Consider the following 16,604-nt stretch of genomic DNA (forward strand, 5'->3'; position numbering starts at 1 on the left):
CGCTTCAGTGGGCGGCAGACGGCTCTGTCACCCCAAGCTTGATGGCCCAGCTTGACAGTGCGGGCAGGATGGAGGGGTAGAGCTCCACGCCCGATTCCATTTGCCTGGCTGCCAGCGCAATGCCTTTTTCCCCCGGGGTGCGCACGGCAGACCCTGCTCGCGCGGGTCGTGATGCGCGGCAGGCATCGGCGACATGGCCAGTCTGGCGTATGAAGGCATCCAGGCCGGCAAAAGTGCGCGGGTCAATCACCTGCAGGAACACCGTCGCGCCCCATCCCTCTTTCGGATCGGCGCGGCCGTGGCCTGCGAGGCCTCCGGTTAATGCCTCTACCAGCAAGGTGAGGCCATAACCCTTGTGGCCCGAGTCCATGCCACCCAGCGGCAGGATGGTGCCCTTGGGTTCGTCGAACAGCACCGAAGGGTTGTCGCTGGCCACGCCGTGGCCGTCCATCACCCAGGCAGCAGGCAGCCGCTGGCCTTCCTTGTGCAGCCGGTTGGTCATGCCGTTCGTCGTGGCCGAGGTGGACACATCCATCAGCACCGGAACGCCGTTGGTGGGAATGCCGGCAGAAACCGGGTTGGGTGTGAACACCGGGTCCAGCCCGCCAAAGGGGGCAACGCTGGCCGTGTTCGGGTCCGAGCAGGTCAGCAACATCATCAGGCCCTGATCGGTGGCGCGCTTGAGATAGGCGGCCAGGCAGGCGATGTGGTGGCTGCGGCGAATCACCACGGTGCAGGTGCCCTGGGCTGCGGCACGCTCAGTGGCCAATGCCATCGCTTGCAGAACCAGCCAGGGGCCGGGCAAGCGGCGGCCGTCCCAGGTCACGGCGGCCGGATGGTCGGCCAGCACCGTTGGGGTGCCGAGTTTTTCCATCGCGCCAGATTCCAGCTCAGCCAGGTAGCCCGGCAGCAGGGCGAGCCCGTGGGTGTTGTGGCCCATCAGGTCGCCCTGGACCAGGATGTCGGCCACGGCAGCGGCTTTGTCGTGCTCCAGCCCGGCGGTGGTCAGCAGGGTTTGGGCGTAGTTGATCAGATCGGTCTGGGCGTATCGCATGGATTTGTCTCGGGGTTGTCTCAATGTTGTCGCTGTAGATGCTCTGTTTTTGATAGCTGCTTGCGCTCGTCCTGTATGGGTTAGAGGGCGTTTTGATGCGTATCTTCCAGCGCAGCAGGTCACGTCAGGCCGGCCATCGTTATTTTGAACATTCTAGGGACGAGCGGGTAGGGGCGCACACCGCACAATCCATCGCGGCATTTAATCCGGTGCCATAAAAAAAGCGGAAAGCAGGCCATGAGCCCGCTTTCCGCCTGAGGCACCGAAGGCGGTGCAGGCGAACATGTTTATGGTTACGTCGCCAATCAGCCCAGCTTGATGCTGCTGGGGTCCGCGGTGAGGTAGCCGACAGCCGCGCCGAAGCGGTCCTTGTAGTTCGCGCGCACCAGCGGATCCAGCGTGGCTTGCACCTTGCCATGCAGCGAGTTCCAGTCTCCCGCATGCTGGAAGTTGCTCATGATGTAGGTCCAGCCGTTGAGGTCGTCCACCACATGCAGGCCGGTGGCTTCGGCGCCCGCGGGCATGGACATCAGGCGCGACAGCTGTCGGGTGTCGACGTTGTAGGCCCAGATGAAGTTGTTGATGTGCGAGCCGCTGTCCTCACCAATGAAGAGGGTGCGCATTTTTTCCGAGAACTTCAGGTTGTCGGGGTTGGCGATCTGGTTGGGGTCGGCCTTGTTGCCCAGCGCGTCGGCGGCAATGTCTTCGCCGACCAGCAGGGCCCTGGTGTGCACCGGCATCCATTCGCTGTCGATGGCGTTGCCACCCAGGTCTTTCTGGCCGCCGTCCAGCTTGTGCGCCATCACGCCGCCGGCGATCAGGGCCTTGTCGAGCGCGATGCCGCTGGCCGCGTTCCAGCCCTTGCCGGTCTTGACCATGGAGTCCTGGATATTCTGCAGCGCCGAGTAGGCGACCTTGTCCTTGATGTTGACGGTGGTGCCTTCCATTTTGGAAAATCCCATGCTCCCGCCCATAAGGTAGGCATAGCGGTGGGTTTCCAGGAAGGCTGCGGCTTTTTCCATGCCGGGCTTGATCTTGATCCAGTTGGCGTTGCCGCCATAAAACACCTTGGTGAAGCTCGCATCACCGGGGTCTGTTTTCGATACCGCCATGATGTCGGCGGGCTTGAGCGTGTCGGCCATCTTTTCGATCTCGGCGCTGGTGGCGTGGCCCAGCTTGATCCAGGAGATCTTCGCGCCCTGGTCGGCAGGGTTGACCGAGAAGCCGGTGCCCAGCTTGCCCACATACAGCGTGCCGGAAGACAGGTCTTTTTCACGGTCCGCCACAAAGACGAAGAGGCCGCTGTTGGTGGCGTCGTCGCCCATCAGCACGGTGCGGTTGTCCGGCATGACCTGCACCAGCTCATGCGAGATGCGGCCCATGTTGTAGTGTTTCTTGACCGTGCCGGTGCCGTCGGGATGCACGGTGACTTCCGGCAGGTGGCCGTAGTGATAAGGGTTCGCTTTGGTTTCGTCGCCATAGACGTTCTTGCTGAACTTCTTGAATTGCGCGCTTTCCGCGGCGAAGGGGGCATCGGGCTCGTACTCTTCGCTGGACAAGTGGGTGTTCCAGGGCGAGAGGCTGGCGCCACAGGTGATCCACAGGCCATGCGCTTTGGACATGTCCACGTTGTGGTATTTCACGAGGCTGAGCTTGCCGGTGGCCTGGTCCTGGTCCAGCGTCAGCACGGCGATGGGTGAGGGCAGGTTGCCGTAAGCGTCGGCGCCAGCCAGGTCTCGCGTGGTGTATTCAAACTGAACTACGGCAAAAACTGCTTTGCCTTTGACTCCGGGTACGTTGGCATTGGGCAGGCCGAGCAGCGAGGTGCCGTCAGGTCCGTCCGAGAATATCTGGCGTTCCTTGCCGGGCACCGAGCGGTCAATGATGGGCCGGTTGCTGATGTCCACATAGCCGCCGGCGAGGATGGTGCCGCCCTTGCCGTCCGGCACCATGTCGCCGGTCACGAAGAAGGGCTGGTAGGCGAGCTTGTAGCTCTGCGTGCTGTTGTCTTTGAGGCGCACCTGGAGGCTGGAGCCCACGGTGGTGGTGGCCATGGCGGCCGCGTTGGCAAGCGTTGGGGCGGCCATGGAGGTGAAGCTGGAAGACAAGTAATTGCCCGCAGCGGCGGGGCCGCTGCCGGTGGCGCAGCCCGACAGCAGGGTGCTGGAGGCCAGGGCCCCCAGCGGCAGCATGGGCGCAGTCGCCAGGAATTTCAGGGCCGTGCGGCGGGAGGGAAGGGAAGGGGTGGCCAGGTCGGACATTGTTATGGTTTCCAGTGTTTCAGGTGGGTGATCGCGAAGCCGCAGCCCTGGCCGCGCACTCCGGCGGGGCAAGTCGGGCTGCGCTGCGGGAATCTTAGGAAGCTTGTGTGACAGTTTCTTGAAAAGGGCTGCCACAGACGGCCCCAGGCAGGGGTGGCTCCCGCTGATTAACCTCGCGCCGGGTACTTGAATATCCCCGGGGGAACCGCAAGCTGGTTTGCTGCGGGCCAAAATCGGTCTGCCAGAACAGCAACCCTCAAGGCCCCCCCATGACCACCCAACTCAAAATCGATTTCGTGTCCGACGTTTCCTGCCCCTGGTGCGTGATTGGCCTGAAGTCGCTGGACCAGGCGCTGGAGCGCGTGCACGGCGACATCCAGGCCGAACTGCACTTTCAGCCCTTTGAGCTCAACCCGAAGATGTCGCCCGAAGGCCAGGAAATCACCGAGCACATCACCGAGAAATACGGCATCACGCCCGCGCAGGCCCAGGCCAACCGTGAGAACATCCGCGCGCGCGGCGCGCAGGTCGGCTTCAAGTTCAGCATGGCCGACGAGCCCGGCGGCGGGCGCAGCCGCATCTACAACACTTTTGATGCGCACCGCCTGCTGCACTGGGCCGAACTGGAAGGTGTGGACAAGCAAAAGGCGCTGAAGGAACTGCTCTTCAAGCGCTACTTCACCGACGGCCAGAGCCCGGCTTCACACGAGGTGCTGGCGAAAGCGGCTGCCGAAGTGGGGCTGGATGAAGCCCGGGCGCGGGAGGTGCTGGCGTCAGGCGAATACGCGGCAGAGGTGCGCGAACGCGAACAGTTCTACCTGACCCAGGGCATCCACTCGGTGCCGGCCGTCATCATTAACGACCGCCATCTGATCTCTGGTGGGCAACCCGCTGAAGTGTTTGAGCAGGCCTTGCGGCAGATTGCCGCCGCAGGCTAACGGCTCGCGCCCAGCACTTCAAAAGTGCCCGACTGCTGGACCCAGTCCTTGCCGTTGGATGCAAACCCTGTGGCTGTGCCGGTCTTGAGATTGAGCGCTACCGTGATCGTGTAGCCGCTTTCGGCTGAAAGATAAGACACCACATGCACGTCGTCCGAAATTTTCACGGCGGCGCTGGCGCTTTCGTGGTGGTCTTTTGAACCCGGACCGGTGCTGCGCCAGGTCACCCCTCCGTCGGCCGAAAAAATATGCTCAAAGCTAAGGCCCTTCGTCGGGCCGTCCTTGAAGCTCCAGCGCAGGGTCTTGCCGTGCAGGGATTCGTTGAGGGCGGCTGTCATGGGAGCTCCAAAAGTAAAAAGTAACGTCAGCGCGACTGAATGAAGGCGGATGCGCTTGCCGACAGTTTCAACTTAGCTCCCGCACAGGAACATGTTTGTGGGAGGCGTGTTAATCGGATGTAGGACAAGCGGACGCGCTGGCATTTGCTGTGGATTCAGCCGTGGATTCAGGGCCGGGTTTTCAATGGCAGTGCTGCTGCCATCGTCTGGGTACTCCAAAGCCCAAATTCTCTTTCTTGTCGTTGCTCCTGTTTTGATAGCTGCTTGCGCTGGCCCTGAAAGGCCTGGTGGCCGAAATCGCGTAAATTTTTGACGCGGCAGTTTGCCTGGGCGTGCGCGGCGTTCTCCTACAAAAGTGGCTGTGCTTGCCTGACCGTGCGGTACTCCCCTGGGTTGCACCATCGATTCAGATGTCTGGAAATCACCACGTTGCCCTATAGGCGGCGTCTGGGCAGCTTTTCACAAAGCGACAAGAGACAAAGGAGCACACCATGGCAAAGGAACAACACGACCAGAATCCTGATCCCCGCGCGGCCTGGGCCAGGGGGGAGAACCGGTACCCAGGTGCATTGAAGACCGCCGTCGCAACGGGCGATGACGCAGTGGCCGACGATGACGCCATCATCGAAAGCCTGAATGACCTGCTCGAGTCTTGCCGTGACGGTGAGTATGGTTTCCGCGAATGCGCCGGGCACACCAAGGCGCAGGACATCAAGACACTGCTGCTTCGCCATGCCGATGAATGCCGGGCTGCGGGCCTGGAGCTGCAAACCCTGATTCGCCAGCTCGGCGGGAAGCCCGACGAAGGCGGCTCGGTCAGCGGTGCATTGCATCGCGGATGGGTTTCCGTGCGGGCCACGCTGAGCGCGTTGAGCGACCAGGCGATGCTCAATGAATGCGAGCGCGGCGAAGACGCTGCAGTGGCACGCTACCGCAAAGCCCTGAAGCGTAATTTCCCCGCCGGTATCAGGGCCGTGGTGGAACGCCAGGCCCAGGGCGCACAGCGCAATCATGACCAGGTGAAAGCCCTGCGCGACGCGCTGAAGGCCTGATAAGGGTCGGCCTTCGCACACAAGGAATCGGTAAGATTTTTGTCGGCACTCGAGGCTCGGCAAACCAAGGGGCGGCATTTGTCGCCCCTTTTTTTATTCCTCCATGTCGGGAGTGCCCCCGTTAGTTCTTCAGGCTGCTTGCGCAATCCACCTGGGCGTCGAGCTGTACGCCGTTGCGTGAATAGTCAGCATCGGTGACCTTGCAGCCGGAGCGCAGTTCAATCGCCTGCAGCAATGCTGCGCGGCCCGAAGGGGTCGATATGACGCTGCCGCCTTTTGACCCTGGAGCAATGGCTGTCCAGGTGCCGGCTGTCAGCTGGCTGATGAGATAGGTCTGCCCGTCGACGCTAACGGGGTGCGGGGGCGGCTCTGCTGTTGTGCCGGCACATCCGGCCAGGCAGATGGCCGCAAACATGCCGGATGGCCATCCACGGTTTTTCATGAAAGGGGGCCGGACAGGCTGCTTTTGATTGCAACCATGAGAGGTATCGGCGTGGCGACAGTTTCGGCTTTGGGCTCGGGCGCCTTGGGTGGCGCTTTGGGAACCTTGTTGTCGGGGCAGCCGGACAGGAAAAACAAGGTCGCCAGTACAAAGGGCAGGTAGGGTTTCATGGGTGTCTCCAGGTGCGTTCTATGGCGCTGTCTGAATAATAGGACGCAGCCGGCAACAGGGCCAGCCCTTGGGCCGCAAGTCGCGGCGAATGCCTACACCCGGCGCGAAGGTGAGCCCGTCACACCCATGCGCTGCAAGGCCTCGCTCAGGCTGCGTGCCGGGGCCGGGGTCGCGCATTGCTGTTGAGCGGGCCCGTGGGCACTGGGGTGCCGAGCCGCGGGCGGACAGGAGTCAGGCGGTGTGGGCGACTGGTTTTCTGCGTCCGGCAGTGTCTTGCCTCGGAGCTCTGCGGCCATTCGCCGACCTTCAGTCTGCAGGTAAAGCGTCAAATCCATTTCATCGAGCTGCTTCATGGTGAGCATTTCTGGTTCATCCCTTGAATAAGGCCGGGCAAACAGAACTCCTTATCCAGGCGAATCTAGGCTCAAGCCCTTCACCCGCGTGTCAGGCCGTAGGCCTTGGGTCTGTAGGAGTGCAACGACAACCCAGGCAGGGCCGCCGTGAGGGCTATTTCGCGGCCGGTGGCGCCTTGAAGCCCACTTGTTTCATGGCGGCGGTGAGCCCGTTGCGTGACGCCTCGTAAGTCTCCCAGGGCTGGTTGCCGATGGCCAGGCGCCCGCCCAGGGTTTGCGCCGTCCAGTGTGCGCCGCCGGTCAGCGAGGCCAGTTCATCCCAATCGACAGGGACGGACACGCCGAGGCCCGGCCGGGCACGCATGGACCACGCCGCGACGGTGGTGGCGCCAAATCCATTGCGCAGGTAGTCCGGAAAAATCTTGCCGATGCGGTTTTTAGGGCCGCTCTTGGCGGCAAAGCGCTGGGGGATCACGGTGGCCAGGTGCATCACGATGGCATGCGAGAAATCCTTCACGGTGTCGAAATCGTATTGCCGCTTGAGCGGCACCACCACGTGCAGGCCTTTGCCGCCGCTGGTTTTCAGGAAATTCACGAGCTTCAGTTCGTCAAGGAAAGCGCGCACCAGTTGCGCAGCTTCCTGAACCTGCGGCCAGGCAACGCCTTCACCCGGGTCCAGGTCGAACGTCATGCGGTCGGGCTTGTGGATGGCGCGCGTGGTGGCGTTCCAGGTATGGAACTCGATCACGTTGATCTGCGCGGCCGCCAGCAGGGCGGCTGTGGAGGGAATCTCCAGCAGCGGACCATGGCCGGGGTCCAGCGCGGGGTCCAGCAATTTGATGCCGGGAATTGACGTAGCTTCGGCATGCTTCTGGAAGAACAGCTCACCACCTATGCCCGAAGGCGCGCGCACCAGCGCGGTGGGCCGGGCCTTGAGGTGCGGCAGCATCAGCGCCGCGACCTGTGCGTAGTGCTCGACCACGTTTTGCTTGGTGAAGCCGGTGCTGCTGTCGATCACCCGGTCAGCATGCGTGACACGCAGGGACTTCAGCGCTGCAGGGGCGGACTTCGCGGTCTTTTTTTCAGGGACGTTCAGGCCACCCTTCGCGGTAGGTTTTTCGGTGGAGGTTTTTTGGGCGGGGTTCACGGTAGTGCCTTTCTTGCCGCGCTCCAGGACGGCGGGTTTTTCACGGAGGATGTTTGTTGCGGGTTTGTCGGTGCGCAGGCCCTGGAATACGGAGTGGCGGATATGGCCGCCATGGGTCCATTCACCAAAGGCCACTTCGGCCAGCAAACGCGGCTTGACCCATTGGCCCTTGACCCCGGCGGGCACCCTGGTAAAAGGACTGCGGTCGGCGTGGATCTTTTGCAGCCTCGCCTTGAGGTCCTTGAGCGTTGCGTCGTTAAAGCCGGTACCGACGTTGCCGGCGTACAGGAGCGCGCCTTCGCCGTCGTGCACGCCCAGCATCAGTGCACCCAGGCCGGCGCGCGAACCCTTGGGTTCGGTGTAACCGCCGATGACGAATTCCTGGCGCAGCTGGGTCTTGAGCTTGATCCAGTCCGGCGAGCGGCGTGACACGTAAGCCGAGTCCACGCGTTTGCCGATCACGCCTTCCAGCCCGACACGCCGGGCCGACTCAAGCAGATCCTGCGGTGCTTCATCAAACGCATCGCTGAAACGGATGGTGTCCTGCGGATTGCGGGTGACCAGCGCGCAGAGGATTTCACGGCGCTGCGCCAGTGGCAGTTGCCGCAGGTCCAGCCCGTCAAAGTAGGGAAGGTCGAACACGTAAAAAATGATGCGGGCCGTGCTGGCATGGTCAAACGCGTTTTGCAGCGCGCCGAAGTCGGGCACGCCGTGTTCGTTCATCACGACGATTTCGCCGTCTACCCAGCCAGACGAAATTTCCAGCGCGCCCACGGCCTTCGCCAGCTTGGGCAGCTTGTTTGTCCAGTCGTTGCCTTTGCGCGTGATGAGGCGAACCGACGACCCGTCGATGCGGGCCAGCAGGCGGTAGCCGTCGTACTTGATCTCGTAGGCCCAGCCTTGCGGGTCGGCTGGAGGACGTGCGACCAGGGTGGCCAGTTGCGGAGCCAGTGTCTGTGGCAGCTTTGCCGCGACGGCGCCTTCGGGGATGCCAGTAGCGGGTGTGTTTCTGCGTCCCTGTTTGGCAATCTTCCTGGCGGTCTTTCGGGTAGCGGCTGTCTTCCCGATACCAGCGCTGGCCGAAGCGCCCGCCTTGCCGGGGTTTTCCGCGGTGTCGCGTGGCAGTGGCTTGCCCGAGAGCACGCTGTTGGGCAGGGCCTCGCGCACGTCAAACTCCGTTTCCGGGCGGGCGTAGCCGTCGTGTTCCTTGATCAGCAGCCAGGGCTCCTGCTTCTCATTGCCGCGGCCGTGCATGCGCACCAGCGTCCAGCCGCCCTTGAGTTTTTCGCCGTGCAGCTCGAATTTGAGTTTCCCGTCTTTCAGCCCTTTGACCGGGTCTCCATGCGGCGTCCACAGGCCGCGGTCCCAGACAATCACGTCGCCCGCGCCGTATTGCTTTGGTGGAATGCTGCCTTCGAAACCTGCATAGGAAATGGGATGGTCTTCCACATGCATGCCCATGCGCTTGACGGACGGATCCAGGCTGGGCCCTTTGGGAATTGCCCAGCTCTTGAGCGTGCCCTGAAGCTCCAGGCGGAAGTCGTAATGCAGGTTGCGCGCGTCGTGTTTCTGGATCACGAAACTCAGCGCCTTGTGCGTGCGAGTGCCGCCTTGTGCAGGCTCAGGCGTGCGGGAGAAGTCGCGCTTGGCGCGGTAAGGCTTTAGCAGGTCGCGGGCGCCCATAAGGTCTATCGGCGAGCAGGTGGCGGGTTAGGCGGCGCGCCGTTTGGCGGGAGCATGCGCGCGCGCCCTGGCGGCGGGTTTTTTGCGCGCCGGGCTTTTGGCTGCAGCCTTGCTGGTTTTCGCTGTGGTTTTGTCGGCTGCCCTGGTTTTGGAGGCATTGCCGCCGCCTTTGCGCAGGCTGCGCTGCAGCAACTCCGTCAGGTCAATGATCTTGGCGCCGGAGCGGGCTTCGGGTTCGCCGGATTCTTCCGGCTGCACCACGCTTTCCAGTTTGCCTTCCTTCGCCTTGCGTTTGACCAGCGCCATGATGTCGTCCCTGAAGGAGTCGGAGAACTGCTCCGGGTCCCATTTGCCGGTCATGTCGTCCACCAGCTGTCTGGCCATCGCCAGTTCCTTGTCGGACAGGCCCGCGGCCTTGGCGCCGACAGGCGGCAGATCCAGCTCCTCGAGCGAGCGGATGTCGGCGCCCCAGCGCAGCAGGTTCAATATCAGCGCCGGGCCTGAAGGCACCAGCACGGCCAGGTGCTGCTTGGTCTGGATGATGACGCGGGCGATGCCCACGCGCTGCGTCTTCAGCAGGGTGTCGCGCAGCAGTGCGTAGACTTTTTGCCCTTTGTTGATGGGGGCGATGTAGTAGGGCCGCTCCAGGTAAACGAAAGGAATCTCCGTGTTGGGCACAAAGCTTTCGATTTCAATGGTCTGGGTGGTCTTGGGGTAGGCGGACTTGATCTCTTCTTCCGACAGCACGATGTACTGGCCGTCTTCGTATTCGACGCCCTTGACGATGTTTTCCCGGGTGATCTCTTTGCCCGTGCGCTTGTTGACGCGCTTGTAACCCACAGGGTCCATGCTGCGCTTGTCCAGCCAGTCGAAGTCAATGCCGCTTTCCGAGGTGGCCGAATGCAGCGCTACGGGGATGTGAACCAGGCCGAAACTGATGGCCCCTTTCCATAAAACGCGCGATGCCATGGTGTGAGTCTTTCTGCTGATGATTGCGGGCTGGCCTGGGGGAGTGGGGAGTGCAGGCCACAACTATCAGTCCAGTCTCCGGCCCGCGTGCACGCAGGCGTGTCGGTGTGCGATGGGGTACGGGCGTCGTCCGGAACCGACTGTTCGCATGGGGTTTGTCCTACGGGTTTGATCTGCGTGCAGCGCGCACAATCGGCTGCAACTTTTCAAGGAGCTGACCCATGCTTTCACGCCGCGCCGCCACCCGAGTTTCCCTTGCCGCGATGGCCGTAGCCGCTGCCGCCACCACGGGCTGCGGCGTGATGAACAAGCAATCCAGCCTGGTCGCATTCACCACGCAGCTTCGCGGCGCCAATGAGGTGCCCGCCAATGCCAGCACCGGTAGCGGCTCGGTCGATGCCGTTTTCGATACCAGTACCAACCTGCTGCGCTGGAAGGTCAACTACACCCGTCTGACCGGCCCGGCGACTGCGGGACACTTCCATGGTCCGGCCGTCATCGGCGCCAACGCCGGTGTTGCTTTGGGATGGGCCAGCCCCGTCCGCAGCCCCATGGACGGCAGCGCCACGCTGACGGCCGCCCAGGCCGCCGACCTGATGGCGGGCCGCTGGTATGCCAACATCCACACAGCTGCTTATCCCGCAGGGGAAGTGCGCGGCCAGATGACGATGGTGCGTAACTAGGGCCTCCCGAAGAGGCCCCTCGGGCCCGTCTTGATAAATGGTTGCGGGCGCAACCGGATCGGTTTATAGTTGCGGACGCAACCATAAACTTACCCGGTCGCTACATGATCAAGCTCGACAGAACCCTGACCTACCGCCTGCACCTTCTGCACAAGCTGACGGACATTGAAAGCCAGCGTGCTTATGTGGCGGACGCGCGCCTGTCGATGAGTGATGCCCGTTGCCTCACGGCCGTGGGCACCTTCGCGCCGCTGTCGGTGAACGACCTCGCGCAAAAAGCCAATCTGAACAAAGGCCAGGCCAGCCGTGCGGCCCAGTCGCTGGTCGATCAGGGCCTGGTCGTCAAGGCCGCAAGCCCGACGGATGGGCGCGGCGTGGTGCTGACACTCACCCCCAAAGGCAAAAAGGCATGGCAGCGCACCATGGAAGTGGTGGGGCAGCGCAACCAGGACATTTTTGGCGTGCTGAGCGCGGCCGAGCGCACGCAGCTCAGTGATTTTTTCGACAGGCTGATCGAGAAGGCCAAGGCCGGCGGTGGTGAGCCCGGCGATGCTGAAGAATGATGGCGTCGATTCGTTGAACTGAACATTGCAGATTCCCGGGGGAAACATCCATGAGCACCAACACCTTGCATTACCAGTCCGGCTTCGGCAATGAATTTGCCAGCGAGGCCGTTGCCGGCGCGCTGCCGCAAGGGCGCAACAGCCCGCAGCGCGCGCCGCACGATTTGTACACCGAGCTGATTTCCGGCACCGCTTTCACCGCGCCGCGCGCCGAGAACCGCCGCACCTGGATGTACCGCCGCCAGCCTTCTGTGATGACAGGTGGCTACAAGCCGTATGAACAGCCGCAGTGGACGACCGGCGCGGCGGGTGGCTGCGCCGTGCCGCCCGATCCCTTGCGCTGGAATCCATTCGCCATTCCCCCCGAGCCGCTGGATTTTGTGGACGGCATTCGCACTGTGGCCGCCAACGGCGACGCCGAAGCGCAGACGGGCATGGCCGCGCAGGTGTATGTCGCCAATCGTTCCATGTTGCAACGCGCGCTGGTCAATGCCGACGGCGAGATGCTGCTGGTGCCGCAGCAGGGCCGGCTGGTGGTCACGACCGAGCTCGGCATCCTGGATGTCACTCCCGGGGAAATCGCCGTGGTGCCGCGTGGAATGGCCTTCAGCGTGGGCCTGCCCGACGGCGCATCGCGCGGCTACGTCTGCGAAAACTACGGCGCGCACTTTCGCCTGCCGGAACTCGGCCCGATCGGCTCCAACGGCCTGGCCAATGCGCGTGACTTCCTGGCACCTACGGCGGCGTTCGACAGCGCGCCTGCGCCCAAGGGCGGCTTTGAGATCGTCAAGAAATTCGGCGGCCGCCTGTGGTCGGCCAGGCAAGCGGCCAGCCCCTTCAATGTGGTGGCCTGGCACGGCAACCTGGTGCCTTACAAGTACGACACGGCCCATTTCATGACCATCGGCTCCATCAGCTATGACCATCCGGACCCATCCATCTTCACCGTGCTGACCTCGCCCTCGGACACAGTGGGCACGGCCAACTCCGACTTCGTGATCTTTCCGCCACGCTGGCTGGTGGCCGAGAACACCTTCCGCCCGCCCTGGTACCACCGCAACCTCATGAGCGAATTCATGGGCCTGGTCTATGGCCAGTACGACGCCAAGCCCGAAGGCTTCAAGCCCGGCGGCGCGTCGCTGCACAACTGCATGGTGCCGCACGGCCCGGACACCGAAGCCTTCGAGAAAGCCAGCACGGCCGCACTGGCGCCGCACAAGCTGGACAACACGCTGGCCTTCATGTTTGAAAGCCGCTACCGCTTCATCCCGACGGCCTATGCGCTGGAGGGTGGGGCGCTGGATGCCGGCTACAGCAGTTGCTGGGCCGGGCTCAAAGACCAGTTCAAGGGCTGACGCGCATGAACCAGTCACTCAACGCCACCCACGACCTTGGGCTGCGCAGCTGGGTCGCATCTGCGAATGACGCGGGAACAGACTTTCCCATCCAGAATCTGCCGTTTGGCACCTACAGCCAGGGGCCGCAGGGCGCGCGCAAGATCGGCGTGGCCATTGGCGACCAGGTGCTGGATGTTCGGGCGGCCGGGCTGCTCGATACCGGTGATATGAACGGGTTGATGGCACAAAGCCTGGCGACAACGAGCGCGCTGAGAGCGGCGATCTCGCGAGGCCTCGCAGAGGGCAGCTCAAAGCAGGCTGAGTGGAAGAACTTTTTGTCCCCCCAGGATTCGGTGACCCTGCACCTGCCTTGCCGCATCGGCGACTACACCGACTTTTACACCGGCATCCACCACGCCACCACCGTCGGCAAGCTGTTTCGGCCCGATGCGCCGCTGCTGCCCAATTACAAGTGGGTTCCCATCGGCTACCACGGCCGCGCGTCGTCCATCGGCGTGAGCGGCCAGGCCTTTCCCCGCCCGCTGGGCCAGACCAAAGGCCCGGACGACGCGGCGCCCGCGTTGCGTCCCACCCAGCGACTCGACTACGAACTGGAACTCGGCGTACTGGTGGGGCAGGGCAACGCGCTGGGCGAGCCCATCGCCATGGCTCAGGCTGAAGCACATGCCTTTGGCATGGTGCTGCTTAACGACTGGTCGGCGCGTGATGTGCAGGCCTGGGAATACCAGCCGCTCGGCCCGTTCCTGTCCAAAAACTTCGCCAGCACCCTCTCGCCGTGGGTCGTCACGATGGAGGCACTGGCGCCGTTTCGCGCACCGTTCGTACGGCCCGAAGGCGACCCGCAGCCCTTGCCGTACCTGGACTCGGAAGGCAACCGCCGCCTGGGCGGTATGGATGTGGCGCTGGAAGTGTGGATAGAGACCGAGGCCATGCGGGAAGCCGGCCGGGGCCCCGAGCGCCTGTCGCAGTCGAACTTTCGCGACGCCTACTGGACGGTGGCACAGCTGCTCACGCACCATACCGTCAACGGCTGCAACCTGCAGCCCGGTGATTTGCTGGGCTCGGGCACGCTGTCAGGCCCGGCGCCGGAACAGGCCGGCTCGTTGCTGGAGCTGAGCATGGGCGGCAAGAATGCGTTGACCCTGGCCAATGGCGAAAAGCGCATCTTCCTGCAGGACGGCGACGCCGTCATCCTGCGTGCAAGCTGCGTGCGCGAAGGCTTCCGGCGGATTGGTTTTGGCGAATGCCGTGGGCAGGTGCTGCCGGCCAGGGGTCTGTAAAGCATCTTGTGTTGCAGATGTATTTTGCTATCAAGTTGATAGCTGCTCGCGCTTGTTAAATAAGGGCGGGCGACACTTTTCATGCTAAAAAAGCTGGTTTTTAGCATTTCTGGGCCGGTGAGCCCTTGAGCAGCTGTTTCGAAGCTCTTTAACCCTGCCGGCTGGCTGCGTCCATGTCCCCGCAGGAGGACCCGGGGCAACTGCCAACACTTCGCCCCGCGACGAAGCATCCGGTCAGCCCTTGCGCAAGAATGGCAGCATGCATCCCGAACACATCCTCGCGGCACCCAGCCACCCTAACCCCTATCCTTATTACGCCGCGCTGGTGGCCGGCCCACCGCTGGTGTTTGACGCACCACGCAAGCTCTGGGTCGCGACCAGTGCGGCCGCGGTCAATGCCGTGCTGGGCAACCCGGCATGCCGTGTGAGGCCGGCGGCTGAGCCCGTGCCGCAGGCCATCGTCGGGTCGGCGGCGGGTGAGGTGTTCGGCCACCTGGTTCGCATGAACGACGGCCTCCGGCACGACGCACCCAAACTGGCCTTGCAGCGTTTCCTGGCCGCGCTGGATCTGGACCGTGTTGGCGAGCGCACTGGCTTGATTGGGGCGAAAGCCATGGGTGGCGAACCCCTGCGCGGAGCGGCGTTGTCGCAGTGGGTTTTTGATGTGCCGGTGATGGCAGTCGCTGATGCCCTGGGTTTTGCGCAGGCCGAACTGCCGCTTGTTGCAGGCTGGACGCGCGACTTTGTGGCGTGCCTGTCTCCGCTCAGCACGCCGGAGCAGTTAGCTGCGGCGGGTGATGCTGCAGCGGCCTTGCTGGCAAGGTTCTCGGCGCTGGTGCAGGCGGACGCAAGCCCGGAGAGCGCCGTCGCCCGTGTCCGGCTGGAAGCGCAGAAGGTGGGTTGGAATGACGCCGCAGCGTTGCTCGCCAACCTGGTCGGCCTGCTGTCGCAGACCTGCGAGGCGACTGCCGGACTTGTCGGGAACAGCCTGGTGGCACTGGCCACGCAGCCGGGCCTGGCCGAAACCGTGGGGCAGGATCCGGGCAAGCTGCTTCAGATGGTGAACGAGGTCAGCCGCCACGACCCGTCCATCCACAACACGCGCCGTTTTGTGGCAGAGGCAACGGAGGTGGCGGGGGTTTCCCTGAAGGCGGGCGATGCCATCCTTGTGGTTCTGGCGGCCGCCGGCCGTGACCCTTTGTGCAACCCGGAGCCCGACCGGTTTTTGCTGGACCGCGCGAGCCGTGAGGTGCCCGGCTTCGGCAGGGGCGCGCACCAGTGCCCCGGTCAGTCGCTGGCCTGCACCGTCGCAGCCGCAGCCATCCAGTCCTTGCTGGATTCAGGCAAGCTGCAGCTATCGACACTGGGCAGCTGGCACTACCGGCCTTCCATGAACGCCCGCATCCCGTTTTTTCTGATGGATACCGCGACTGAAAGCTCCACATGATCGCCATCATTTTTGAAGTGCAGCCCGCTGAAGGCAACATGCAGACCTATCTCAATATTGCTGCTGCGCTCAAGCCGCAGCTCGAGCAAATAGACGGCTTTATTTCCGTCGAACGTTTTCAAAGCCTGAGCAACCCGGGCAAGCTGCTATCGCTCTCATTCTTCAGGGACGAAGCCGCCGTGATGGAATGGCGCCGTCTGGAATCCCACCGCAAGGCGCAAAGCCGCGGGCGCGGTGGCGTGTTTGAAAACTACCGCCTGCGTGTGGCCCATGTGCTGCGTGACTACGGGCTGAACGAACGGGACGAGGCGCCGGCGGACAGCCGCGAGCAGCACGGCTAGGCGCTGCGGGGCCTGGCGCGCTTCCAGCGGGGCGGCCACCACCACCAGCTCAGCAACACCAGCAGGCCGAATCCGGTATAAGCCACCATGAACACCCACGCCGGCGCGTTGAAGAAGATCAGCCGCGACAGCCAGTGCTCAATGAAGGAGCCGCCATAACTGGCTTGCCCGGCCAGCTGCCTCAGGGCCTGTTCCCAAATGGTGAGCGGGCAGATCTCGCCCAGCCAGCTTTGCGCCACCACAAAGCCGATCAGCGCCAGATGCGTGAGCCTGACCCACGGCGCGCGAACCCAGACCCAACCGCACCAGCCGCCGGCCATGAACAGTAGTTGGCCGAGCACGGCAAAGGCGACGATAGCGACGTGCAACACCAGGATCGAGTCTGCTAGCAGGGCAGCGGTGAAAGGGCTCATGGGTGTGTGAGGAGTCAGTAAAGCGTGTTTATTCGCGGCCGTTCGTGGCCACGCGGCCACTTTAAACGTGCCAATCGTGCATTGAGAGGTGTTTGTAGGGCTTAAATGCCG

The 16,604-nt window shown here is 63.3% G+C and carries 17 protein-coding genes; 8 read left to right on the top strand and 9 right to left on the bottom strand.

Going from position 1 to position 16,604, the window contains the following annotated elements:
- Window positions 1-4 precede the first annotated feature (4 nt).
- Both AC1DU8_RS09315 and AC1DU8_RS09320 read right to left on the bottom strand, forming a co-directional pair.
- Window positions 5-1,054, bottom strand: a complete 1,050-nt coding sequence (locus AC1DU8_RS09315; protein ID WP_477665923.1) for an Ldh family oxidoreductase — start codon at window positions 1,052-1,054, stop codon at window positions 5-7.
- A gap of 305 nt (window positions 1,055-1,359) precedes the next feature.
- A complete protein-coding gene (locus AC1DU8_RS09320) occupies window positions 1,360-3,315 on the bottom strand; it encodes a PhoX family protein (RefSeq protein WP_457280707.1) in 1,956 nt (651 codons plus the stop codon).
- Between the two features lie 269 nt (window positions 3,316-3,584).
- Here AC1DU8_RS09320 and AC1DU8_RS09325 point away from each other — a divergent pair, with 269 nt between their 5' ends.
- Window positions 3,585-4,253, top strand: coding sequence for a DsbA family oxidoreductase (locus AC1DU8_RS09325; protein WP_457280708.1), 669 nt, complete (start codon window positions 3,585-3,587; stop codon window positions 4,251-4,253).
- Here the strand turns inward: AC1DU8_RS09325 and AC1DU8_RS09330 are convergent.
- Window positions 4,250-4,591 carry a MoaF N-terminal domain-containing protein gene (locus tag AC1DU8_RS09330; protein ID WP_457280709.1) on the bottom strand — a complete coding sequence of 114 codons (342 nt, stop codon included), beginning with the start codon at window positions 4,589-4,591 and terminating at the stop codon, window positions 4,250-4,252. The two genes, AC1DU8_RS09325 and AC1DU8_RS09330, sit on opposite strands and share 4 nt — an antisense overlap.
- Before the next feature lie 491 nt (window positions 4,592-5,082).
- On the opposite strand from AC1DU8_RS09330, the gene AC1DU8_RS09335 reads away from it, so the two are divergent.
- Entirely contained in the window at window positions 5,083-5,643 is a 561-nt protein-coding gene (locus tag AC1DU8_RS09335) for a ferritin-like domain-containing protein (RefSeq protein ID WP_477690112.1), read from the top strand.
- Window positions 5,644-5,764: 121 nt separating this feature from the next.
- Here AC1DU8_RS09335 and AC1DU8_RS09340 read toward each other — a convergent pair whose 3' ends face one another.
- The 5 genes from AC1DU8_RS09340 to ku form a co-directional block, all read right to left on the bottom strand.
- A complete protein-coding gene (locus AC1DU8_RS09340; protein WP_477690113.1) occupies window positions 5,765-6,085 on the bottom strand; it encodes a hypothetical protein in 321 nt (106 codons plus the stop codon).
- Window positions 6,082-6,255, bottom strand: a complete 174-nt coding sequence (locus tag AC1DU8_RS09345; protein ID WP_477726669.1) for a hypothetical protein — start codon at window positions 6,253-6,255, stop codon at window positions 6,082-6,084. Before AC1DU8_RS09345 ends, AC1DU8_RS09340 begins: the two co-directional genes overlap by 4 nt.
- A gap of 93 nt (window positions 6,256-6,348) precedes the next feature.
- Window positions 6,349-6,609: a hypothetical protein gene (locus AC1DU8_RS09350; RefSeq protein ID WP_457280713.1), complete on the bottom strand. Its 261-nt coding sequence runs from the start codon at window positions 6,607-6,609 to the stop codon at window positions 6,349-6,351.
- A gap of 154 nt (window positions 6,610-6,763) precedes the next feature.
- A complete protein-coding gene (ligD, locus tag AC1DU8_RS09355) occupies window positions 6,764-9,439 on the bottom strand; it encodes a DNA ligase D (protein WP_477726670.1) in 2,676 nt (891 codons plus the stop codon).
- Window positions 9,440-9,466: 27 nt separating this feature from the next.
- Window positions 9,467-10,408 carry a non-homologous end joining protein Ku gene (gene ku / locus AC1DU8_RS09360; protein WP_477690115.1) on the bottom strand — a complete coding sequence of 314 codons (942 nt, stop codon included), beginning with the start codon at window positions 10,406-10,408 and terminating at the stop codon, window positions 9,467-9,469.
- Between the two features lie 221 nt (window positions 10,409-10,629).
- Between ku and AC1DU8_RS09365 the strand changes: the two genes are divergently transcribed.
- The 6 genes from AC1DU8_RS09365 (at window position 10,630) to AC1DU8_RS09390 (ending at window position 16,080) form a co-directional block, all read left to right on the top strand.
- On the top strand, window positions 10,630-11,091 hold the full coding sequence (locus AC1DU8_RS09365; RefSeq protein WP_477702283.1) for a CHRD domain-containing protein: 462 nt from the start codon (window positions 10,630-10,632) through the stop codon (window positions 11,089-11,091).
- Window positions 11,092-11,195: 104 nt separating this feature from the next.
- Entirely contained in the window at window positions 11,196-11,654 is a 459-nt protein-coding gene (locus AC1DU8_RS09370) for a MarR family winged helix-turn-helix transcriptional regulator (RefSeq protein WP_457280717.1), read from the top strand.
- Window positions 11,655-11,704: 50 nt separating this feature from the next.
- A complete protein-coding gene (hmgA, locus tag AC1DU8_RS09375) occupies window positions 11,705-13,009 on the top strand; it encodes a homogentisate 1,2-dioxygenase (RefSeq protein ID WP_477702282.1) in 1,305 nt (434 codons plus the stop codon).
- Between the two features lie 5 nt (window positions 13,010-13,014).
- The gene (fahA, locus tag AC1DU8_RS09380) at window positions 13,015-14,292 is read left to right on the top strand and encodes a fumarylacetoacetase (RefSeq protein ID WP_477702281.1); all 1,278 of its coding nucleotides are present in this window, start codon (window positions 13,015-13,017) and stop codon (window positions 14,290-14,292) included.
- A 259-nt stretch (window positions 14,293-14,551) separates the two neighbouring features.
- Entirely contained in the window at window positions 14,552-15,739 is a 1,188-nt protein-coding gene (locus AC1DU8_RS09385) for a cytochrome P450 (RefSeq protein ID WP_477702280.1), read from the top strand.
- A complete protein-coding gene (locus tag AC1DU8_RS09390) occupies window positions 15,736-16,080 on the top strand; it encodes an antibiotic biosynthesis monooxygenase family protein (RefSeq protein WP_477665931.1) in 345 nt (114 codons plus the stop codon). Before AC1DU8_RS09385 ends, AC1DU8_RS09390 begins: the two co-directional genes overlap by 4 nt.
- Here the strand turns inward: AC1DU8_RS09390 and AC1DU8_RS09395 are convergent.
- Window positions 16,077-16,493 carry a DUF2784 domain-containing protein gene (locus AC1DU8_RS09395; protein ID WP_457280722.1) on the bottom strand — a complete coding sequence of 139 codons (417 nt, stop codon included), beginning with the start codon at window positions 16,491-16,493 and terminating at the stop codon, window positions 16,077-16,079. The genes AC1DU8_RS09390 and AC1DU8_RS09395 overlap by 4 nt on opposite strands.
- Window positions 16,494-16,604 lie beyond the last annotated feature (111 nt).

The sequence above is a fragment of the Polaromonas sp. P3_A5 genome (assembly GCF_056403055.1).